The sequence below is a fragment of the Pedomonas mirosovicensis genome (genome assembly GCF_022569295.1).
Classification (GTDB): domain Bacteria; phylum Pseudomonadota; class Alphaproteobacteria; order Sphingomonadales; family Sphingomonadaceae; genus Pedomonas; species Pedomonas mirosovicensis.
In genome coordinates this window covers 753,031-773,718 of sequence record NZ_JAKFIA010000001.1, presented here as the reverse complement: position 1 = coordinate 773,718, position 20,688 = coordinate 753,031, and the positions used below count along the sequence as shown (strand labels likewise).

The 20,688-nt window shown below is 65.3% G+C and carries 15 protein-coding genes and 1 pseudogene; 5 read left to right on the top strand and 11 right to left on the bottom strand.

Annotated features, from left to right (window positions below):
• Nucleotides 1-3 precede the first annotated feature (3 nt).
• The 3 genes from rpsG to secA all read right to left on the bottom strand — a co-directional run bounded on the left by rpsG (nt 4) and on the right by secA (nt 4,321).
• Nucleotides 4-474 (bottom strand): 30S ribosomal protein S7, encoded by a 471-nt coding sequence (gene rpsG / locus L0C21_RS03580; RefSeq protein WP_259277057.1) that lies wholly within the window; start codon nt 472-474, stop codon nt 4-6.
• A gap of 12 nt (nt 475-486) precedes the next feature.
• Nucleotides 487-858, bottom strand: coding sequence for a 30S ribosomal protein S12 (gene rpsL / locus L0C21_RS03575; protein ID WP_259277056.1), 372 nt, complete (start codon nt 856-858; stop codon nt 487-489).
• A 685-nt stretch (nt 859-1,543) separates the two neighbouring features.
• Nucleotides 1,544-4,321 (bottom strand): preprotein translocase subunit SecA, encoded by a 2,778-nt coding sequence (gene secA, locus L0C21_RS03570; protein ID WP_259277055.1) that lies wholly within the window; start codon nt 4,319-4,321, stop codon nt 1,544-1,546.
• 277 nt (nt 4,322-4,598) lie between these two features.
• Between secA and L0C21_RS03565 the strand changes: the two genes are divergently transcribed.
• On the top strand, nt 4,599-5,108 hold the full coding sequence (locus L0C21_RS03565; RefSeq protein ID WP_259277054.1) for a DUF2062 domain-containing protein: 510 nt from the start codon (nt 4,599-4,601) through the stop codon (nt 5,106-5,108).
• A gap of 139 nt (nt 5,109-5,247) precedes the next feature.
• Nucleotides 5,248-6,495 (top strand): bifunctional glutamate N-acetyltransferase/amino-acid acetyltransferase ArgJ, encoded by a 1,248-nt coding sequence (argJ, locus tag L0C21_RS03560; protein WP_259277053.1) that lies wholly within the window; start codon nt 5,248-5,250, stop codon nt 6,493-6,495.
• Between the two features lie 230 nt (nt 6,496-6,725).
• On the opposite strand, the gene L0C21_RS03555 is transcribed toward argJ, so the two are convergent.
• From L0C21_RS03555 to L0C21_RS03545, 3 genes and pseudogenes are all read right to left on the bottom strand, one after another.
• Nucleotides 6,726-8,840 carry an alpha/beta hydrolase family protein gene (locus L0C21_RS03555; protein ID WP_259277052.1) on the bottom strand — a complete coding sequence of 705 codons (2,115 nt, stop codon included), beginning with the start codon at nt 8,838-8,840 and terminating at the stop codon, nt 6,726-6,728.
• Nucleotides 8,841-9,430: 590 nt separating this feature from the next.
• The gene (gene groL / locus L0C21_RS03550) at nt 9,431-11,074 is read right to left on the bottom strand and encodes a chaperonin GroEL (RefSeq protein ID WP_259277051.1); all 1,644 of its coding nucleotides are present in this window, start codon (nt 11,072-11,074) and stop codon (nt 9,431-9,433) included.
• Nucleotides 11,075-11,295: 221 nt separating this feature from the next.
• A pseudogene (locus L0C21_RS03545) lies at nt 11,296-11,577 on the bottom strand (co-chaperone GroES); the annotation flags it as partial.
• 322 nt (nt 11,578-11,899) lie between these two features.
• On the opposite strand from L0C21_RS03545, the gene sppA reads away from it, so the two are divergent.
• Nucleotides 11,900-13,831, top strand: a complete 1,932-nt coding sequence (sppA, locus tag L0C21_RS03540) for a signal peptide peptidase SppA (RefSeq protein WP_259277050.1) — start codon at nt 11,900-11,902, stop codon at nt 13,829-13,831.
• Nucleotides 13,832-13,932: 101 nt separating this feature from the next.
• Here the strand turns inward: sppA and L0C21_RS03535 are convergent, their stop codons facing one another.
• Nucleotides 13,933-14,415, bottom strand: a complete 483-nt coding sequence (locus L0C21_RS03535; RefSeq protein WP_259277049.1) for a peroxiredoxin — start codon at nt 14,413-14,415, stop codon at nt 13,933-13,935.
• A gap of 143 nt (nt 14,416-14,558) precedes the next feature.
• Between L0C21_RS03535 and L0C21_RS03530 the strand changes: the two genes are divergently transcribed.
• Both L0C21_RS03530 and L0C21_RS03525 read left to right on the top strand, forming a co-directional pair.
• Complete coding sequence (locus tag L0C21_RS03530) at nt 14,559-15,122, top strand: YqgE/AlgH family protein (protein ID WP_259278807.1); 564 nt, start codon at nt 14,559-14,561, stop codon at nt 15,120-15,122.
• Nucleotides 15,123-15,180: 58 nt separating this feature from the next.
• Nucleotides 15,181-15,984 (top strand): TrmH family RNA methyltransferase, encoded by an 804-nt coding sequence (locus L0C21_RS03525; protein WP_259277048.1) that lies wholly within the window; start codon nt 15,181-15,183, stop codon nt 15,982-15,984.
• Nucleotides 15,985-16,365: 381 nt separating this feature from the next.
• Here L0C21_RS03525 and L0C21_RS03520 read toward each other — a convergent pair whose 3' ends face one another.
• Genes L0C21_RS03520 through L0C21_RS03505 form a run of 4 tightly spaced genes read right to left on the bottom strand, consistent with a single transcriptional unit; the run spans nt 16,366 to nt 20,667 of the window.
• Complete coding sequence (locus L0C21_RS03520; RefSeq protein WP_259277047.1) at nt 16,366-17,271, bottom strand: class I SAM-dependent rRNA methyltransferase; 906 nt, start codon at nt 17,269-17,271, stop codon at nt 16,366-16,368.
• The gene (locus L0C21_RS03515) at nt 17,268-18,527 is read right to left on the bottom strand and encodes a M16 family metallopeptidase (protein WP_259277046.1); all 1,260 of its coding nucleotides are present in this window, start codon (nt 18,525-18,527) and stop codon (nt 17,268-17,270) included. The genes L0C21_RS03520 and L0C21_RS03515 overlap by 4 nt, the downstream gene beginning before the upstream one ends.
• On the bottom strand, nt 18,524-19,918 hold the full coding sequence (gene thrC / locus L0C21_RS03510) for a threonine synthase (RefSeq protein ID WP_259277045.1): 1,395 nt from the start codon (nt 19,916-19,918) through the stop codon (nt 18,524-18,526). Before thrC ends, L0C21_RS03515 begins: the two co-directional genes overlap by 4 nt.
• A gap of 23 nt (nt 19,919-19,941) precedes the next feature.
• Entirely contained in the window at nt 19,942-20,667 is a 726-nt protein-coding gene (locus tag L0C21_RS03505) for an SURF1 family protein (RefSeq protein WP_259277044.1), read from the bottom strand.
• Nucleotides 20,668-20,688: the final 21 nt, after the last annotated feature.

The following is a 20,688-nucleotide window of genomic DNA, read 5'->3' as shown; positions in this document are numbered from 1 at the left end:
AGTTTACCAGCGGTAGTGCGAGAACGCCCGGTTGGCTTCAGCCATGCGGTGCGTGTCTTCACGCTTCTTCACTGCAGTGCCACGGTTGTTCGATGCGTCGATGAGCTCGGCCGACAGGCGGGCGGCCATGGTGTTCTCCGAGCGGTTGCGGGCAGCCTGCACCAGCCAGCGGATGGCCAGGGCCTGGGCGCGCTCCGGACGGACTTCCACCGGAACCTGATAGGTGGCGCCACCGACACGGCGCGAGCGGACTTCGATGCCCGGGCGCACGTTGTCGAGAGCGGTGTGGAACACCTCCATCGGCTCGCGCTTCAGGCGAGCTTCGATGGAATCAAGGGCACCGTACAGGATGCGCTCGGCAACCGACTTCTTGCCCTGTTCCATAACGCTGTTCATGAACTTGGTCAGCACGACATCCCCGAACTTCGGATCGGGGAGAACTTCGCGCTTTTCTGGACGACGACGACGAGCCATCGGTCAAACTCCTTATTTCGGCCGCTTGGCGCCGTACTTGGAACGGCTCTGGCGACGGTCCTTGACGCCCTGAGTATCGAGCACACCGCGCAGGATGTGATAGCGCACACCCGGCAAGTCCTTTACGCGGCCGCCGCGGATGAGCACGACGGAGTGCTCCTGAAGGTTGTGACCTTCACCCGGGATGTAGCCGATCACTTCGTAACCGTTGGTCAGACGCACCTTGGCGACCTTACGAAGCGCCGAGTTCGGCTTCTTCGGGGTCGTCGTGTAGACACGCGTGCAGACGCCACGCTTCTGGGGGCAGGCCTCCATGGCCGGCACCTTGTTGCGAGCCTTCTGCGGTTCGCGGCCCTTGCGGACCAGCTGGTTAATCGTCGGCATCCTTTACCGCCTCACAATCTCTATCTGCCCCTCAACGAAGCAGGCTTGCGCATAAAAAAACGGAGCCCGGACGGGCCGCCTTTTCCAGCCCTTCCAGAGGCCAGCGCGCAATACAACTCCGTCTGTCAGCTCTCAAGCTCGTACCAGGCAGCGTTTCGGACGTACGCCGACCACCAACCCGCGAGCGACGGCGGCTTATATTGCCGTGGCTGCGCCCCGTCAACGGGATTCTTCCAAAGCAGGCTGATCGGCGGGCCGCCCGAAGCTGCCCGGCTTGCCCCGTTGCCAAGCACCGGAGCGCAAGAAAATTAGCAAAATTTGAACTGCATTGAAAGGGTCCGTACAACATCAGCCTCAAACAAGCCCCGGGCCGACGGAAGCCGGGGCCGCAGCCCGCCGGATCAGGCCCTTGACCTGTGGAAAAGAGGCGCGATCGCGCGCCCGGCCGACAGCTGGCGACCATAGATTCGCCCCCGTGCCCCCGCCATTCAGGCGGGTTCGCGAATCACGCGTTCGGGGGATTCGCAGCCAGCAGGCCGAGCCTGACCGCACAAGGAAAAGCGGCCGATTCCGGAGACCGCCGTTCGCGTCAGCACGGCGCGCCTGCCTGCCGGGGCACAGGCATGCAAAAGCAAGACGCGGAGGCGTTGCCGCCCCCCGCGCCTCGTAACGTGCTCTGCGCGTCTCAGTCGCGCCCGTGGCAGTGCTTGAACTTGCGGCCGGACCCGCACGGGCACGGCGCGTTGCGGGAGACCAGATGCTCCCACGTGGACGTATCCTCCGGATTGAACTCCGGCCCGTACTGGTCGGCCACCGCCCGCGCGTTCTCCACCTCCTGGGGCGTCAGCGCGGCCATGGTCATCACGCCGACTGGCATCGTGCCGAAGGAGAACTCGGGCACCGGCGCCGCATCGTTCTCGCCCGTGAAGGGGTCGATGTGCGTCGGCGTCATGTCCTCGGGCAGCTCCAGCGGCGGCGGCGCCTGGAACTGAACCCTGGAGGTCAGCTCCGAGACGTGCGCCCGCACGGCCGTCAGCATGCGCTCGAACAGGGCGAAGGCTTCCGACTTGTATTCGTTCAGCGGGTTGCGCTGGGCATAGGCCCGCAGGTGGATGACCTGGCGCAGCGCATCGAGCGTCGCCAGATGCTCCTTCCAGTGCTGGTCGATCGCCTGAAGCAGCAGGCTCTTCTCGATCTGCCGCCACAGGTCCTCGCCGACCTGGGCCACCTTCTCCTGGATCTGAACCGCAGCCGCCGCCGCGATCCGCTCCTCCAGCATCACCGGATCGACCGCCTCTTCCTGCACCCAGGCGTCGATCGGCAAGGCCAGGCCGAAGATGCGCTCCACCTCGGCCTTGAGGCCCTCCACGTTCCACTGCTCGGGATAGGTGTTGGGCGGGCAGGCGTCGGCGATAATCATGTTGATCGTCTCGGCCCGCATGTCGTTGACGATGTCGGTGACCGATTCGGACTCCATGATGTCGCGGCGCTGTTCGTAGACCACCTTGCGCTGGTCGTTCATCACGTCGTCGTACTGGAGCAGCTGTTTGCGGATGTCGTAGTTCCGCGCCTCGACCTTGTGCTGCGCCTTCTCGATGGCCTTGTTGATCCACGGATGGATGATGGCCTCGCCTTCCTGCAGGCCAAGGCGCACCAGCATGGCGTCCATGCGGGTCTGCGGCCCGAAGATGCGAAGCAGGTCATCCTGCAGCGACAGGTAGAACTTGGAGAGGCCGGGGTCGCCCTGACGGCCGGCGCGGCCGCGCAGCTGGTTGTCGATGCGCCGGCTCTCGTGCCGCTCGGTGCCCAGCACGAACAGACCGCCCGCCGCCAGCACTTCCTGGCGCTCGGCTTCCACCTCGGCGATAAGCTTCTCGCGGATGCGAGCGATCTCGTCCGGATCCGTGACGTCGCCATATTCATCGTTCAGGCGGAAGTCGACGTTGCCGCCCAGCTGAATGTCGGTGCCGCGGCCCGCCATGTTGGTGGCGATGGTGACCGCGCCCTTGCGGCCCGCCTGCGCCACGATGTGCGCTTCCTGCTCGTGATAGCGGGCGTTCAGCACCGTGTGCGGCACGCCTTCCTTCTTCAGGTGCTCGGAGAGCAGCTCGGACTTCTCGATGGAGACCGTGCCCACCAGCACCGGCTGGCCCCGCTCCTGCGCGGCGCGGATGCCCTTGACGATGGCGGCGAACTTCTCCTGCGCGGTGCGGTAGAACTCGTCGTGTTCGTCGCGGCGCTGCACCGGCACGTTGGTCGGGATCTCAACGACATTCAGCTTGTAGATGTCGAAGAATTCCTGCGCCTCGGTCGCGGCCGTGCCGGTCATGCCCGCCAGCTTGGGGTACATGCGGAAGTAGTTCTGGAAGGTGATGGAGGCCAGCGTCTGGTTCTCCGGCTGGATCTCCACGCCTTCCTTGGCTTCCACCGCCTGGTGCAGGCCTTCCGACCAGCGGCGGCCTTCCATCATGCGGCCGGTGAACTCGTCGATGATGACGACCTTGCCGTTGCGGACGATGTAATCCGTCTCGCGGTGGAACAGCACGTTGGCACGCAGGGCCTGGTTCAGGTGGTGCACCACCTGGGTGTTCTCGAAATCGTAGAGGTTCTCCGACTTCAGCAGCCCGGCGGCCTCGAGCATGCGCTCGGCCTTCTCGGTGCCGCCCTCGGTCAGGATGACGGACTTCTGCTTCTCGTCGACCTCGTAGTCCTCCGCCACCAGCTGCTTCACGATGGCGTCGACCTGAATGTACAGCTCCGACTTGTCCTCGGTGGGGCCGGAGATGATGAGCGGCGTGCGCGCCTCGTCGATGAGAATGGAGTCCACCTCGTCGACGATGGCGAAGCTGAAGGGCCGCTGGACCATCTGCTCCAGCGAATACTTCATGTTGTCGCGCAGGTAATCGAAGCCGAACTCGTTGTTCGTGCCGTAGGTGATGTCGGCAGCGTAGGCGCTGCGGCGTTCCTCGTCGGTCAGGCCGTGAACGATGACGCCGACGCTGAGGCCGAGGAAGTTGTGGATCCGCCCCATGGTGCCGGCGTCGCGGCTGGCCAGGTAGTCGTTGACCGTGACCACGTGGACGCCCTTGCCGGTGAGCGCGTTGAGATAGCACGGCAGGGTGGCGACCAGCGTCTTGCCTTCGCCGGTCCGCATCTCGGCGATCTCGCCCCGATGCAGCACGATACCGCCGATCATCTGCACGTCGTAGTGGCGCTGGCCGAGCACGCGCTTGGCAGCCTCGCGCACGGTGGCGAAGGCCTCCGGCAGGAGGTCGTCCAACGACTCGCCCGCGGCCAGGCGCGCCTTGAACTTGTCCGTCTGCGCCTTGAGCGCGTCGTCGGACAAGGCCGAGATTTCCGGCTCAAGAGCGTTGATTTGAGCGACCAGAGACCGCAGCGATTTTACATAGCGATCGTTTGACGAACCGAAAATACGCCGAGCGATCGCGCCCAATCCGAGCATGAAGTTACCCCAGTATTGGATAAATGAATGGGCTGTTTAGCGGACCCCGAGGCTTGAGAACAGCCCTTTGAAACCCGATATAGCCCCCTGCAGATAGGAACCCCTCGGGAAACTGTCAACGTTGCCTCTCCAAACCGGGCCTGGCCAAACCCGCCTGCGGCCCAGCTGCCTGAATTTTTGCGGCGTGTGGGCGGAGTGTAACTGCTTAGTCACTTCTCCGCCCTAGCAGAATGGGTCATAAGGCTTGCACGCCCCCCGTATCGTTTCGAGTTACACCATGTCGTTCTGGAAAAAGCGCCTGCCAAAGCGTGAGGAGATCCTCGAATCTCGCTTCGTCCGCCCGTTTGCCCACTATTTCGGGCACGGCGCCCTTTGGCATCTCAACCGTCGCTCGGTGGCGCGGGGCGTGGCCATCGGCATGTTCGTGGCGTTCATGACGCCCATCGCGCAGACCGTGTTTGCGGCCCTGGCCTCGGTGCCGTTCCGCGCCAACGTGACGGTGGCGGCGCTGGCGACCTTCATCACCAACCCCCTCACCACCCCGCCCATTCTGTATTTCGCCCATTATATCGGCATGAGGCTGCTGCACCTGCTGGGCCTGGCGGACGAGCACCGGGAGGTGCTCAACTCCCTCGGCTCGCTGTGGTCGGATGCCCCGATGATCCTGGGCGCAACCGCCATCGGCCTCTTCGCCATCGCCGTTGCCTGCTCTCTCGTCAGCTACTTCGCGGTGGACATGCTCTGGCGCTGGCGCCTCGCCCAGCGCTGGCGCACCCGGCGCGGGTGATTTCACGGCAGATTTCGCGGTCTGGGCTTCATTCCGGCAATTGCAAAACCTTGCGTCCTTCGCCAGTGTCCCCCGGCGCCGCTGTTCCCGGCGCATGAATGTTCCGACCCCCTGGGGTCCTGTTCAACGGATAACGCCGATGGCCAAAGATCTTGCGGTCTCCCCGCTCGCCCCTGCCCGTTTCCCTGATCTCCTGCCCGTTACCGGCGTGCGGTTCGGCATGACCTATGCCGGCATCCGCTACAAGCCGGGGCGCAATGACCTGCTGGTAGCCCTCTTCCCCGAAGGCACCACGCTTGCGGGCGTCTACACCAAGTCGCTGACTGCCAGCCCGGCCGTCCACTGGTGCCGCAACGCCCTGCAGGCGGCCAAGGGCCACGCCCGCGCGCTGATCGTGACCGCCGGCAACTCCACCGCCGGCACGGGAGCGGACGGCGACCGCGCCTGCCGCGCCATCGCCGAGGGGCTGGCGGGCCACCTCGGCTGCGCGCCGGAAGAGGTGCAGTTCTCCGCCACCGGCGTGATCGGCGAGCCCTTCCCGGCGAGCAAGCTCATCCAGGCCCTGCCCGCCGCGCTGGAAAGCGCCGAGGCGAACGTGTGGGAAGCGGCCGCCCGCGCCATCATGACCACCGACACCTACCCCAAGGGCACCAGCCAGACCGCCGTCATCGACGGCGTGGCGGTCAACATCTCGGGCTTCGTGAAGGGCTCGGGCATGATCCAGCCCAACATGGCGACCATGCTCGGCTACCTGTTCACCGATGCCAGGCTTCCCGCCGACGTGCTCGACGCCCTGCTGCACGAGGCGGTGGAGAAGACCTTCAACTGCATCACGGTGGACGGCGACACCTCCACCTCCGACACGGTGCAGCTGTTTGCAACAGGCGCAGCCGCCCACGGCCCGGTGACATCGGCCGACGACCCGCGCCTTGCCGACTTCCGGGCCAGGCTGTTCGACGCCTGCCTGGAGCTGGCCACGCTGGTGGTGAAGGACGGCGAAGGCGCGCAGAAGTTCATCACCATCAACGTCTCGGGCGCGCAAACCTTCGAGGACGCCCGGACGCTGGGCCTGTCCATCGGCAACTCGCCGCTGGTGAAGACCGCCATTGCGGGCGCGGACGCCAACTGGGGCCGCGTCGTCATGGCCGTCGGCAAGGCCGGGCCGCTCATCGACCCGAACAGGCTGTCGGTCGCCTTCGGCGGCACCACCATCTGCCGGGACGGCCTGCGCGTTGAAGGCTACGACGAAGGCCCAGTCGCTGAACACCTCAAGGGCCGCGACGTGGTGATCGACGTGGACGTGGGCGTCGGCGACGCCTCGGCCACGGTCTACACCTGCGACCTCACCCACGGATACATCAGCATCAACGGCGACTACCGCAGCTGAGCAGGTTGCCGTTTTAGCGAACCGGGAAAGGCAGCCCACGGGCTGCCTTTTTTCTTTGCAGGGGACTCAGTCCCCTGCACCCAGTCCTTTAGGGACGTGCGGTAGCAACCGTCGCGCCCTTTGAATTGACCAAACGAAAGGGCCGCGCCCCTGGATGCAGGACACGGCCCTCTCAAAACGAACAGGGGGTCGCAGGGGGAACAAGGTCCCCCTGCTAACAATTCCCTGAATTACTGCGCCGCCACGTTGGCCGCGCCCTCGCTCGCCGGGATCTGGGTACGATATTTCTCGAACCAGGCGAGGATGTTGAGGTTTTTGGCGATAAGCTGGGTCGGGCGGCTGGACATGCCGTGCGAGGCATCGGGGATACGGACCATGGCGGTGTCCACCCGGCGCAGCTTCAGCGCCTGATAGTACTGCTCCGTTTCGGACATCGGCGTGCGGTAGTCGGATTCGCCGGTCAGCAGCATGGTCGGCGTCTTCACGTTGCCGACGAGGGACAGCGGCGAGCGCTTCCAGTACTGCTCGTGCGCTTCCCACGGCATGGCCGGGAACCAGTATTGGGTGAAGAAGGGCGCCATGTCCGCCGTCAGGGCGAAGCTGGTCCAGTTAATGACCGGCTTGGAGACGACCGCCGCGCGGAAACGGTCGGTCTTGCCGACGATCCATGCGGTGAGCACGCCGCCGCCCGAGCCGCCGGTGACGAACAGGTTCTTGTCATCGACGAAGCCCTTGGCGATGACCGCGTCCACCACGCTCATCAGGTCGTCATAGTCCTGGCTCGGGTAGTTGTGGTGGATGAGGTTGCCGAAGGCCTCGCCATAGCTGGTCGAGCCGCGCGGGTTGGCATAGACCACCACATAGCCCGCCGCCGCATAGGCCTGCATCTCCGCGCCGAAGCGCGGGCCATAGTTGGCGAACGGGCCGCCGTGAATCTCAAGGATCAGCGGATACTTCTTGTTGGGGTCGAACCCCGGCGGCTTCATCAGCCACGCCTGGATATCGCGCCCATCGGCGGAGGACTTCACCCACATTTCCTCAGCGTCGGCGAGATCGCGGTAGGCGAGCACGTCCTCGTTCAGGCCGGTCAGCTGGCGCACCTTGCCGCCGCTGTAGAGGGCAACGTCGGCCGGCCGCTTCGGGTTGGTGGTGAGGAAGGCGATCTTGCCGGTCTTCGAGACCGAGAAGCTGCCGCTGCCGTAGGGACGGCCGAGATCCGTGCCGCCGAGGTTGGCGGCGAGGTCGCGCACGCGGCCGTCGAGGCTGATTTCCGCGAGGCGGGTGACGCCCTTGTCGTCATACTGGAAATAGAAGCCCTTGCCGTCTTCCCGCCACACCGGGTTGTCCACGTCCCGATCCAGATTGGCGGAGATCACGCGCCGGTTCTTGCCGTCGCGGTCCATCACTTCCAGCCGGGCGATCTGGTAACCCAGCTTCTGGTCGTCATAGCCGATGATGGCGATGTGCTTGCCATCGGGCGAGACGATCGGGCGGCCGTCCGGCCCGTTGCGGTCGGTCAGCTGGCGGATGCCGCCGGTCGCGAGGGTGATTTCATAGACCTCGCTGTTGTTCAGATTATAAACCGCATCGTCGCGCCGGTTGGCGGAGATGAGGAGGCTCTTGCCGTCCGGCGCCCAGGTCGGGGTGCCGTCGTGGTCGAAGTGGCCGGTGGTCAGCTGGCGCGGGCTGCCGCCTTCGCTCGGCGCGAGGAACACCTGGCTGAAACCGCTTTCCAGATAGCCGGCGCCGTCCACGCGGTAGATCACGTCGTCGATCACGCGCGGCGCATCGCCCCACTTGGCCCCTTCGGGCTTGGGCGGCATGGCGGCGAGCGGCTTCTTGTCCTCCGGCACGAACATGGTGAAGGCCAGCCACTTGCCATCCGGCGACCAGGCGAGGTTGGACGGCCCCTCGGGCAGGTTGGTCACGCGCGCGGTCTGGCCGGTGTCCATCCAGCGCACATAGATCTGGGCTGAGCCGCCCGTCGATGAGATATAGGCCAGCCGCTTGCCATCCGGCGACCAGCGCGGGCTGGAATAGCTGTCGGTGCCCGAGAGAATGGGCCGCTGCTCGCCCGTTTGCGTGTCGATGATCCACAGGTTCCGGCGCGCACGATCGGTCATGATGTCGTTGCTGACGCGCACGTAGACGATGTGGCGGCCGTCCGGGGAGATCTGCGGGTCGTCCGCATATTCCAGGTCGAACAGGTCGCGCGGGGAATAGTGCGGCAGCGCCGTGCCGGCCTCGGCGGCCGAAGCGGCGGATACGCCCATGGCCGGCATCAGCGCAGCCGCGGACGAGGCGGAGAGAAGAAGGGCGGCCATGGCCGCGCGCAAGGCTGTCATAAGGCACTCGCTCGGAAGGTTGATGAATGCCCGTCATCATATCCCCCAAGCGAGGCGGAGCAATATAATTACAATAAGAATATTGCCTTAACCAGAGTCCTTGGCTTTCCAGCAACAGCTGCAGGAAGGAAATTCGCAGAAGGCAGACCGGAAGAAGAAGAGGAAGAGGAGTCCAGTTCCGCCCTTGCCAGATCCGGGTGCTGGTGCAGGCAGCGTGCCGGATCTCTCGGGGACTTTACGCGGAACTGGACCTCCCACTTCCCTGGCCATCGGACGGGAGGCCCTTTGGGGCGCGGATGGGCTCATCCCGTCGGCGATCATCCTATCCCTGATCCCGGCGACAGAGGGAGGCGCATATACTGCAATATTGCCTGGAATATTAGGACGGCCCGCCTGATCCGGTGGCTGGATGGAGGGCTGCAAAAGAAAAGGCCGCCGGATTTCTCCGGCGGCCCTTCCAGTCTTTGGCGTTCCGGTGGAACGAGCTGGAGCAGCTTTCGAGCAGGGCGCATGCCCTGCGGTGAACAAAAGTGCGACCAACCAAACAACCAAAGCGGGCGACCTGCTCACCGAGCAGGTCGCAAACCGCCTTAGAAGTCCATGCCGCCCATGCCGCCCATGCCGCCCGGCATCGCCGGAGCCGCGGCTTCCTCGCGCGGCAGTTCGGCAATGGTCGCCTCGGTGGTGATGAGGAGACCCGCAACCGAAGCAGCATCCTGCAGAGCCGTGCGAACGACCTTGGTCGGGTCGATGACGCCGGACTTCACCAGATCCTCGTACTTCTCGGTCTGGGCGTTGAAGCCGATCTCGGCGCCCTTGCTGTCCAGCAGCTTGCCGGCAACCACCGCGCCGTCGAAACCGGCGTTCTCGGCGATCTGACGGATCGGGGCCTGCAGCGCCTTGCGGACGATGTCGACGCCGCGGGTCTGGTCGTCGTTCTGGCCCTTCAGCTTGTCGAGCGCGCGGGTGGCGTACAGCAGGGCGGTACCGCCGCCCGGCACGATGCCTTCCTCAACCGCGGCGCGGGTGGCGTGCAGCGCATCGTCCACGCGGTCCTTGCGCTCCTTCACCTCGACCTCGGTCGCGCCGCCAACCTTGATTACGGCCACGCCGCCGGCCAGCTTGGCGAGACGCTCCTGGAGCTTCTCACGGTCGTAGTCCGACGTGGTGGTCTCGATCTGGGCGCGGATCTGCTCGACGCGGGCCTTGATGTCGACCGGCTTGCCGGCGCCGCCGACGATCGTGGTGTTTTCCTTGTCGATCGTCACCTTCTTGGCGCGGCCAAGCATGTTGAGCGTGACGTTCTCAAGCTTGATGCCCAGGTCTTCGGAGACCAGCTCGCCATTGGTGAGGATGGCGATGTCTTCCAGCATGGCCTTGCGGCGATCGCCGAAGCCCGGAGCCTTCACGGCAGCGACCTTCAGGCCACCGCGCAGACGGTTGACGACGAGGGTGGCCAGCGCCTCGCCTTCCACGTCCTCAGCGATGATAAGGAGCGGACGGCCAGACTGCACCACGCCTTCGAGGATCGGCAGCATGGACTGGAGGTTGGAGAGCTTCTTCTCGAAGATGAGAACGTAGGGGTTCTCCAGCTCGACGAGCATCTTCTCCGGGTTGGTGATGAAGTAGGGGCTGAGGTAGCCGCGGTCGAACTGCATGCCCTCAACGACGTCCAGCTCGCTCTCGAGGCCCTTGGCCTCTTCAACGGTGATGACGCCTTCCTTGCCGACCTTGTCCATGGCCTGGGCGATCATCTTGCCGATTTCGGCCTCACCGTTGGCGGAGATGGTGCCGACCTGGGCGATCTCGGCGTTGTTCTTCACCGGGCGCGAACGCTTCTGCAGGTCTTCGATGACCTTGATGACGGCAAGATCAATGCCGCGCTTCAGGTCCATCGGGTTCATGCCAGCGGCCACCGACTTCATGCCCTCGCGGACAATGGCCTGGGCCAGCACGGTGGCGGTGGTGGTGCCGTCGCCGGCCAGGTCGTTGGTGCGCGAGGCCACTTCACGGACCATCTGCGCGCCCATGTTCTCGAACTTGTCCTTCAGTTCGATTTCCTTGGCGACCGACACGCCGTCCTTCGTGATGCGCGGCGCGCCGAACGACTTCTCGATGACCACGTTGCGGCCCTTCGGGCCCAGGGTCACCTTCACGGCGTCCGCCAGAATGTCCACGCCGCGCAGAATGCGCTCGCGGGCGTCGCGGGCGAATTTTACCTCTTTGGCTGCCATTATATCAGCTCCTTAAAAAACAGAATCGGGGAATCTCTCAGCCGAACAGGCCGGATTTACTTCTTCTTCGGGCGGCCGCGCTTGGCCGGGGCCGGAGCAGCAGCCTTGGTCGAACCCTTGGGGCGGCCGCGCTTGGCCGGAGCCGGCGCAGCGGCAGCAGCTTTCGGGGCAGCCTTGGCGGCGACAGCCTTCGGCGCGGCCTTCGGAGCCGGGACACCCTCGATGACGCCCATCACGTCCGTCTCTTTCATGATCAGCAGCTCTTCGCCGTCGATCTTGACTTCGGTGCCGGACCACTTGCCGAACAGCACACGGTCCCCCGGCTTCACGTCCAGCGGCGTGACGTTGCCAGCCTCATCGCGCGTGCCGGAACCGACAGCAACGATAATACCCTCCTGCGGCTTTTCCTTGGCGCTATCGGGGATAATGATGCCACCGGCGGTCTTTTCCTCGGACTCGACACGACGCACCAGCACTCGATCGTGCAGGGGACGGAAAGACATGCAGTCACCTCTTCGTTCTTCAACGAGGACCAGACCCACAGCGGCCCCCGGGTCGGTTGCATAAAAAGTCGCGGCGTTAGCACTCGAGCAATTCGAGTGCTAACGTCCTTCTGGCATATGAGGTTGCATTTTTGCCGAGTCAAGAACCCGCCCCCGGATTTATTCCGGAGGAAGAGCATTTAATGTCGCGATAAATAAGGTAATGTCCGATGCGGCGGGCGACAATCCCTCCGCCGGGCACGACAGGCGCCAGGAATTGCCGGCCGGTCTGTCCGGTCTATTTGTCTGCTTCATTTATTCATCATGTCCGATTGGCGGTGACATGCTCGATTTTCTGAAAATGCTCTGGCGCGCGTTTGTCGCTCTCAAGGATCTGGTCTTCGGCATTATCGCCATCGTGATCCTTCTTGGGGTCATCGCGCTTCTTTCCCCGGAAACGGAAACGGCGGTGCCCGACAAGGCGGCGCTGCTCGTCAGGCTTGACGGATATCTGGTCGAGCAACGCTCGGCGGCCGATCCGCTTGCGCTTCTGGGCGGCGGCGAGGGCCTGATTCCAGAGACGCTGCTGCGCGACGTGGTAAAGGGCATCGACCGCGCGGCGAAGGACAAGCGGATATCGGCATTGACGCTGGAGCTGGACGGCTTTTACGGCGCGGGCCCCGGCGCGCTGGAAGCGGTGGGCGATGCGCTCGAGCGCTTCAAGAAATCGGGCAAGCCCATCTATGCCTATGGCCGCTATTACACCGAGCCGCAGTATTACCTGGCGAGCCTGGCGGACGAGGTCTGGCTGCACCCGATGGGCGGCCTCCTGCTGCGCGGCTACGGCCAATATAATGTCTACCTGAAGGACGCCCTCGACCGGCTGAAGGTGACGGTCAACGTTTTCCAGGCCGGAAAATATAAATCCTTCATCGAGCCCTATACCCGCGCAGGCATGTCGGAGCCGGCGCGCGTTTCCCTGCAATCGCTCTACGACAATCTGTGGCAGACCTACGTGCGCGACGTGGAAGCCGCCCGCAAGCAGCACGGCCTCAACCTGACCGCGGCCATCAACGGCGCGGCGGACAGCATTGCCGCCAATGGCGGCGACCTGGCCGAGTTCGCCATCAGAGCCAAGGCGGTGGACAAGCTCGGCACCTATGCGAACTTCGTGGAGCAGGTGCAGGGCGTCGCCGGCAGCGGCGAGGACATGGACGGCCTTCCATCCTACAACCAGATCGATCTGCCCACCTATGTCGCCGCCACGGCGGGCGAGGAGAAGCAGACCGGCGACGCGGTTGGCGTCATTTACGTGAGCGGCGAGATCGTCGATGGCGAAGCCCCTCCGGGCATGGCGGGCGGCGACACCATCGCGCGGCTCATCCGCCAGGCGGTGAACGATGATTCCATCAAGGCGCTCGTCGTTCGCATCGACTCCCCCGGCGGATCGGCCACGGCGGCGGAGGCCATCCGTGAGCAACTGATGCTGGCCCGGCTGAAAGGGCTCCCGGTCGTCACCTCCATGGGGTCGATCGCGGCCTCCGGCGGCTACTGGGTCGCGGCGGGCACCGATGAAATCTGGGCCGAGCCCTCCACCATCACCGGTTCCATCGGCGTGTTCGGCATCCTGCCGACGTTCGAGCGCACGCTGAATGCCGTCGGCATCCAGTCGGACGGCATCGGCACCACGCCGCTGTCGGACATCGGCGATCTCACCCGGCCGCTCAGCCCGGATGCGCGCCGCATCGTGCAGTCAACGGTCGAGAACACCTACCGGCGCTTCCTCGGCGTCGTCTCCCAGAACCGCAACATCTCCATCGACCAGGCCGATGCCGTGGGCCAGGGCCGTCCGTGGAGCGGCGCAACCGCCAAGGAGCTGAAGCTGGTCGATCACCTCGGCGGTCTCGATCAGGCGGTGGCCGCCGCCGCCCGGCGCGCCAAGCTGGAAGAATACCGCGTCGTCCACGTGGACCCGATCGAGCCCTGGGCCGGTTTCATCATGCGGAAGCTGGTGGGCGCGGCCCAGCCCGGCGCGCACGTCAAAGCCCCCTTGCCCGCCACCGGCGCAGGCGAGAAGCTGCGGGCGGCGGCGGTGCAGCTTGCCACCGCGCGGGTGGCCGGGCTTGGGGCCGCGCAGGCGGTCTGCCTCGAATGCCTGCCGATGATGCCGCCGCGCGCCCTGACGGCGGCGCAGGGCGAGCAGATCGCAGGCCTCGCCGGGCTGGTGGGGCTCACCGGCATGGCAGACGAGCTTGGGCTGATAAGCCATCATTAGAGCCATCGGAGCCGGGCTTCGGGAAAACCCGGCAACGAAAAACGAAAAAGGGCGCGCTTGCCAACGGCCTGCGCGCCCTTCTCTTTAGAATCAGAATAGTTTTAAAGCTGGCTCAGCGTGTTCTCGGCGGTCGAGGCCTTGAACTCGCCCGGCTGCTCCACGTTGAGGTGGGTGACAACGCCGTCCTTGGCGATCAGCGAGAAACGCTGGCAGCGGGTGCCAAGGCCGAACTTGCTGCCGTCCATCTCCAGGCCCAGCTTGCGGGTGAGGTCCGCATTGCCGTCGGCGACCAGCAGCACCTCGTCGCTCACGCCCTGGTCCTTGCCCCAGGCGTTCATCACGAACACATCGTTGACCGCCATGCAGACGATCTCATCGGCGCCCTTCGCCTTGAGGGCGGCGGCGTTCTGCACGAAGCCCGGCAGGTGCTTGGCCGAGCAGGTCGGCGTGAAGGCGCCCGGCACGGCGAACAGCACGACGGTCTTGCCGGCGAAAAGCTCATCGGTGGTCACCGGGCCGGGACCATCCGGGGTCATACGCATCAACGTGGCAGAGGGAATCTTGTCGCCGACCTGAATCGTCATGAATGGAACCCTTTCTTCCGAGGACGCTTGATTTCTTGGCATGGCTTGTCGCTGCCTCGTTGCGACTGCACGCCAGTTATAGTCTCAACACATGGCATGTCGAGGACTTGCCAGCGAGGGTTGGTAGGATCATCCTTATGACCATGAGCGACGATCACTACCTTGAAGGACAGCTCCTGCTGGCAATGCCCGGCATCGGCGACCCACGTTTTGAACGGGCGGTTATTCTTGTGTGCCAACATTCCGCCGAAGGCGCGATGGGCATTATCATCAACCGCCCCTTCCAGCGGCTCTCGGTCGCCGAGCTGCTGCAGCAGCTTGAGGTCGACCCGCCCGAGGAATTCGAGCACACGCTGGTTCATGCGGGCGGGCCGGTGGAGCCGTCGCGCGGTTTCGTATTGCACAGCGCGGAATATTCCCAGCCTTCAACGCTCAAGGTAACCGACACGATCGCGCTGACCGCCACGCTCGATATCCTGCGCGACATGGCCGCCCATCACGGGCCCGCCCAGAGTCTGGTGGCGCTGGGCTATGCGGGCTGGGCCCCCGGCCAGCTGGACAAGGAGTTGACCCGCCACGGCTGGCTGAGCGCGCCGGCCACCGGCGCCATCGTGTTCGATGCGCCCATAGAGCAGAAGTGGTCCCGCGCCATGACCTCCATCGGCATCGACGTGCGGATGCTCTCGGGCGAGGCCGGCCACGCCTGAGGCGCCTTCCGTGCATCTTCTGTTGCGAAGCCCGCCACAGCCCGTATAGGTGCGGGTCATGTCCAAGCTCATCACCAGTCCGTCCAATCCCTTCATCAAGCGCATCAATTCCCTGCACGAGAAGAAGTTCAGGGTGCGCGAAGGCCTGTTCCTGGCCGAGGGCATGCGCGTCGTCACCGAGGCGGTGGAGGCGGGCGTCGCGCCGGCCTACCTCATCCACGGCCCGGACATGGGCGACCACCCGGTGCTGAAGCGCCTCGCCGAGGCAACCGAGGCCGCAGGCGGCGAGGTGATCGAGACCAGCGCGGACGTGCTCCGCAAGCTCTCCCGCAAGGACAACCCGCAAAGCGTGCTCGGCGTCTTCACCGAGATCGGCAAGTCGCTGGCCGACCTCGACCGCAACACCTCCTACGTCTGGATCGTCTGCGAAAGCCTGAAGGATCCCGGCAACCTCGGCACCATCCTCCGCACCGCCGACGCGGTGGGCGCGGGCGGCGTCATCCTCATCGACAACAGCTGCGATCCCTACAGCGTCGAGGCCGTGCGCGCCTCCATGGGCGCGCTGTTCACCGTGCCGCTGGTGCAGGCCAAGTGGGAGGAGTTCCAGCCCTGGCTGCGCTCCGGCCCCGGCTTCCTCGTCGGCGCGTCGCTGAACACCGAGCACGACTACCAGGCCATCGACTACCCCGCGCCCACCTTCCTGTTCATGGGCAACGAACAGTCCGGCCTGCCGGAGCCCTACGAGCAGGAATGCGACGCGCTGGTGAAAATCCCCATGCGCGGCAAGGCCGACAGCCTCAACGTCGCCATCGCCACGGCCGTCATCGTCTACGAAGTGCTGAACCAGACGCGCCGGAAGTAGGGTTTCCAGGTTTCCAGAAGTTTTCTTTGCAGAGGGGCTTGCCCCTCTGCACTCCCATTCGTTTTTCAGGCCGCGCTTGTGGGACGGATGGCGCACGATTGCTGCCAGCGTGAGCAGGATCAGAAAACAGAACAGCCCCGGCATACGCGCTCCCTTCGTTTGCATTTGGCCCAACCACAACACGCAAACCGGAACACGAGTACGCCCCTCGGAAACACGCCCGAGGCTCATCCCTTCTCTCATGGGGCGTTTCCAATGTCAATAGGTTTTTAACAATCACCCGACGGAGCAAACCTGCGCTCTGCCAGAGCGACCGGGTGCGTTCCGAAATGACAAGGGGGTGTGGGGGTTATAGACCCCCACGAAACCTAACCCGAAAACCTAACCCCGCTCGCCTTCCCAGCGCACGAACAGCGCCGTGGGGATGAGGTTGCCACGCTGCGACGACTCGCGGATGGCCATTTCGCCGAAGGTGATGCGGCCGCCGAGATCCTTGAGCGCTTCCTCGACGGCCTGTGCGAAGGCGAGCGAGGAGGCGCGGATGGCGTAGACGGTGAGGATGAGGAACAGGGAGTCCTTGTCCAGCACCTGTCGGCAGAGCTGAAGCAGTTCGGGCAGCTGCTCGAACAGCTTCCAGATTTCGCCCTTGGGGCCTCGGCCGTACTTGGGCGGATCGAGGATGAGGCCCTGATACGTGCGGCCGCGCCGCACCTCGCGGGCGAGAAACTTGCCTGCGTCTTCCACCAGCCAGCGGATCGGCTTGTCTGTAAGCCCTGAGAGCTTTTGGTTCTCGACCGCCGCCGTGATCGCCTTCTTGGAGGCATCGACGTGGGTGACGCGTGCGCCCGCATCGGCGCAGATGAGGCTGGCAAGGCCGGTGTAGCCGAACAGGTTCAGCACCTCGGGCTCACCGCCCGCGCCTTCGATCTTGCGCCGCATGAAATCCCACTGCGGGGCCATGTCGGGAAAGAACGCGAGGTGGCGGAACGGCGTGCAGGAGCCCCAGAAGCGGATGTCCCCGCGCGCCAGCGGCCAGGCGTCGGGCACCTGGCGCGCGAACTGCCACTTGCCGGTGTCTTCGGTGCTGCCGGGCACGAACTCGGCGTCGGCGTCCCAGTTGGGCAACGCCGGTTGCCACAGCGCCTGCGGCTCGGGCCGGATGAAGCGGTACTTGCCGTAGCGTTCCAGCTTGCGGCCGTTGCCGCTGTCCAGCAGCTCGAAATCCGCCCACGGCTCGGTAATCAGCAACTCAAGCTTGGGGTCGATGTTTGCAGCAGGGGGCGTCATGACAGGTAGGCCTGGAGTTTGTTGAGGCTCGGCACGATGCGCGAGGGGCCAACCGTTGCCAGCGACAGGGGCCCCGCCTCGATCATGCGCTGGGCCGCCCGGCGCACGTCCTCGGCGGTTGCCGATTCGATGCGCTCGATGATTTCCTTGGTGGGGATCACCCGGTCGAACAGCAGCAGCTGGCGGCCGATCTGCTCGGAGAGGCCCGAGCAGCTCTCCAGCCCCATGAACACGCTGGCCTTCAGCTGCGCCCGCGCCCGGTGCAGCTCCTCCTCGCTCATGCCGTCGAGCGAGCGCAGCAGGGTTTCCAGCGTCAGGGAGACCGCGTCGCCCGCCGCCTCCGGCCCGGTCGCCATGTAGATGGTCGTGAGGCCGGTCTCGGCGTAGTTGGAGGCGTAGGAATAGATGGAATAGGCCAGCCCCCGCTCTTCCCGCACCGCCTGGAACAGGCGGGAGGACATGCCCCCGCCCAGCGCGGTGGCAAAGATGAGCAGCGGGTAATAGTCCGGGTCCGCGTAGCTGACGCCCGGCAGGCCCAGCGTCACGTGGGTCTGCTCCAGCGGTTTGGAGGTGCGGGCCTCGCCGCCGGTGTAATGGGCAGCAAAGCCCTCGGGGCGCTTGCCGGACGGCAGGCCGCCCAGCCGCTCCTCGGCCAGGCGCACGATGGTGTCGTGGTCCACCTTGCCGGCGGCGGCCAGCACCATGGACTCGGCGCGATAGTGCTCATCGAGCCAGGTCCGCACATCCTCCGGCTGGAGGGACTGAATGGTCTCCTCCGTGCCCAGGATCGAGCGGCCCAGCGGCTGGCCCGCGAAGGCGGCTTCCTGCAGGTCATCGAAGATGATGTCGTCGGGCGTGTCCCGCGCCTGGGACAGCTCCTGCAGCACCACCTCCCGCTCCCGGTTCATTTCCTGCGCGTCGAGCACGGGCTCGGTGATGAGGTCGGCCACGAGGTCCAGCCCCAGCGGCATGTCCTCGGCGAGGATGCGGGCGTAGAAGGTGGTCTGGTCCCGGCTGGTGTAGGCGTTGAGGTGCCCGCCCACCGCCTCGATCTCCTCGGCGATCTGCCGGGCTGAGCGGCGGCGGGTGCCCTTGAACACCATGTGTTCCAGCATGTGGGCAACGCCGTGCGCGGGCGCCGGCTCGAACCGGCTGCCCGTATCGACGTAAAGGCCGACCGCGGCCGTTTCCAGCCCCGGCATGTCCAAACTGGCAACACGCAACCCGTTGGCAAGCCTGGATACGGTGAGGGTCATTCCTTGATCCGTTCAGCGATGAAGGATTCGATCGCCTCCAGGGAGTTCGGCAGAACGTCGTACCGCTCCTCGCGGTCGAACAGCCCTTGCGCGCGCGCCGGCATCACCGGGCGCTGGCCGGTGGCCCGCTCGACGGCATCGCGGAACTTGGCCGGATGGGCGGTCGAAAGGGTGACGACAGGCGCGCTGCCCTCGGGCGCCTTGGCCCAGGCGGCGGCCACGCCGACTGCCGTGTGCGGGTCGAGCAGCAGGCCGCTGTCCGCCCACACCTGACGCAGGGTGTAGGCGGTCTCGTCCTCATCCGCGCGGAAGGAGGTGAACAGCGCGGCTGCCCGCTGGCGCTGCTCCGGCGTCAGCTCCATGCGGCGGGTCTTCTCGAAGCCCTCCATGGTGGCCTTCAGCGCCGCGCCGTCCCGGTCGTGCAGGTCGAACAGCAGCCGCTCGAAGTTGGAGGATACCTGAATGTCCATGGAGGGCGAGCAGGTGGGCTGCACCGTGCCCACCGAATAGTCGCCCTCGCTCAGCGCGCGGTGCAGAATGTCGTTCACGTTGGTGGCGACGATGAGCTGCTCGATCGGCAGGCCCATCTGGGCCGCGATGTATCCGGCGAACACGTCGCCGAAGTTGCCGGTGGGCACGGAGAACACCACCTTCCGGTCGGGCGCGCCGAGGCGCACGCCGGCGTAGAAGTAGTAGACCACCTGCACCAGGAGCCGCGTCCAGTTGATGGAATTGACGGCGGACAGGCGGAAACGGTCGCGGAACGGCTGGTCGTTGAACATCGCCTTGACCAACGCCTGGCAGTCGTCGAACGTGCCCTCGATGGCGATGTTGTGGACGTTGTGCGCCATGACGGTCGTCATCTGGCGGCGCTGCACGTCGGACACCCGGCCCAGCGGATGCAGCATGAAGATGTCAACGTTATCGCGGCCCGCCAGTGCGTGGATGGCGGCGGAGCCCGTATCGCCCGATGTTGCGCCGACCACGGTCATGTGCTGCTTGTCTTCGGCGAGGAAGCGCTCGAACAGCAGGCCAAGCACCTGAAGGGCGAAGTCCTTGAAGGCGAGCGTCGGCCCGTGGAACAGCTCCAGGATCCAATGGCGTGAGTCCAGCTGCTTGAGCGGGGCAACGGCGGCGTGGTCGAACTGGCCGTAGGCTTCGGTCAAAAGCCCGCGCAGGTCGGCCTCGTTGATGACGTCGCCGAGGTAGGGCATCAGCACCCGCACCGCCGTCTCCACATAGGAGAGGCCGGCCATGGCGCGGATGTCGTCCGCCGAGAACTGGGGAATGGATTCGGGGACGTAGAGACCGCCATCGCGCGCGAGGCCCGCCAGGGTCACGTCTTTAAAGTTCAGAACTGGAGCGCTGCCCCGCGTGCTTTTGTATTTCACGTTACTGTCACCGAATCGCGATTCTATGAGCGGCGGACTGTATCGTTGGCACCTGCTGCCTGCAACCTGCGCCAGCGGGCCAAATAAACGCCGTAAATAATTAGCAAGATTGTTGCGAAGGCGAACCACTGGATGGCGTAGGATCGGTGGTTGTTGGGGATCGCCTCCACCTGCAACGGGCTGGGCTGGATGCCCGGCAGGCTCGCCCCTTCAAGCGGGGCAATCGTCCTTGCCTGCACGAACACCGGCGCGATCGGGCTGTCGGCCTCGCCACCGCTCTGGAAGGTCTGCGGGGACACCCGCGCCGACCCGCTGAGCGTCTCGACGAAGGTGTGCTCGGTCCATGGCCGGGCGATGCCCTCAATGCGGGCGCGCAGCCCGGCAATCAAGGGCACGTCCGCCTGGAACGGCACCCAGCCGAGGTCAACGACCACCCGCGCAGCGCGGCCCTCTTCCCGGCAAAGGGCGTAGACATGCTGGCCGGCCCGTCCGTTCGGGCTGCTGCCGGGCGACAGGTGGGCCGGTCCCTCGAAGGCGCAGTCGAGCTGCACGGCGCGAAAGGCATAGCTTTGCGGATCGGCGATCTGCCGGGGCAGCGGCGCAGGTGCCGCAAGGCTGTTGGCATGATAGCGCGCCAGCATGGCCTCTTTCTGGCGCATCCGGTCGAGCTGCCAGAAACCGAGGCTGCACAGTACCGTCAGCAGCACGGCGACGGTCAAGGTCGGCAGAACGGGGACGATACGCGGCATTCTTTTAGCTCCAAAAGACAA

Bases quoted from the DNA above. Each gene is read 5' to 3' on its own strand.
- secA (WP_259277055.1), bottom strand. From the start codon at position 4,321: ATGCTCGGATTGGGCGCGATCGCTCGGCGTATTTTCGGTTCGTCAAAC.
- groL (WP_259277051.1), bottom strand. From the start codon at position 11,074: ATGGCAGCCAAAGAGGTAAAATTCGCCCGCGACGCCCGCGAGCGCATT.
- argJ (WP_259277053.1), top strand. From the start codon at position 5,248: ATGGCCAAAGATCTTGCGGTCTCCCCGCTCGCCCCTGCCCGTTTCCCT.
- L0C21_RS03535 (WP_259277049.1), bottom strand. From the start codon at position 14,415: ATGACGATTCAGGTCGGCGACAAGATTCCCTCTGCCACGTTGATGCGT.
- rpsL (WP_259277056.1), bottom strand. From the start codon at position 858: ATGCCGACGATTAACCAGCTGGTCCGCAAGGGCCGCGAACCGCAGAAG.
- L0C21_RS03505 (WP_259277044.1), bottom strand. From the start codon at position 20,667: ATGCCGCGTATCGTCCCCGTTCTGCCGACCTTGACCGTCGCCGTGCTG.
- L0C21_RS03530 (WP_259278807.1), top strand. From the start codon at position 14,559: ATGAGCGACGATCACTACCTTGAAGGACAGCTCCTGCTGGCAATGCCC.
- sppA (WP_259277050.1), top strand. From the start codon at position 11,900: ATGCTCGATTTTCTGAAAATGCTCTGGCGCGCGTTTGTCGCTCTCAAG.
- L0C21_RS03525 (WP_259277048.1), top strand. From the start codon at position 15,181: ATGTCCAAGCTCATCACCAGTCCGTCCAATCCCTTCATCAAGCGCATC.
- rpsG (WP_259277057.1), bottom strand. From the start codon at position 474: ATGGCTCGTCGTCGTCGTCCAGAAAAGCGCGAAGTTCTCCCCGATCCG.
- L0C21_RS03520 (WP_259277047.1), bottom strand. From the start codon at position 17,271: ATGACGCCCCCTGCTGCAAACATCGACCCCAAGCTTGAGTTGCTGATT.
- L0C21_RS03515 (WP_259277046.1), bottom strand. From the start codon at position 18,527: ATGACCCTCACCGTATCCAGGCTTGCCAACGGGTTGCGTGTTGCCAGT.
- L0C21_RS03555 (WP_259277052.1), bottom strand. From the start codon at position 8,840: ATGACAGCCTTGCGCGCGGCCATGGCCGCCCTTCTTCTCTCCGCCTCG.
- L0C21_RS03565 (WP_259277054.1), top strand. From the start codon at position 4,599: ATGTCGTTCTGGAAAAAGCGCCTGCCAAAGCGTGAGGAGATCCTCGAA.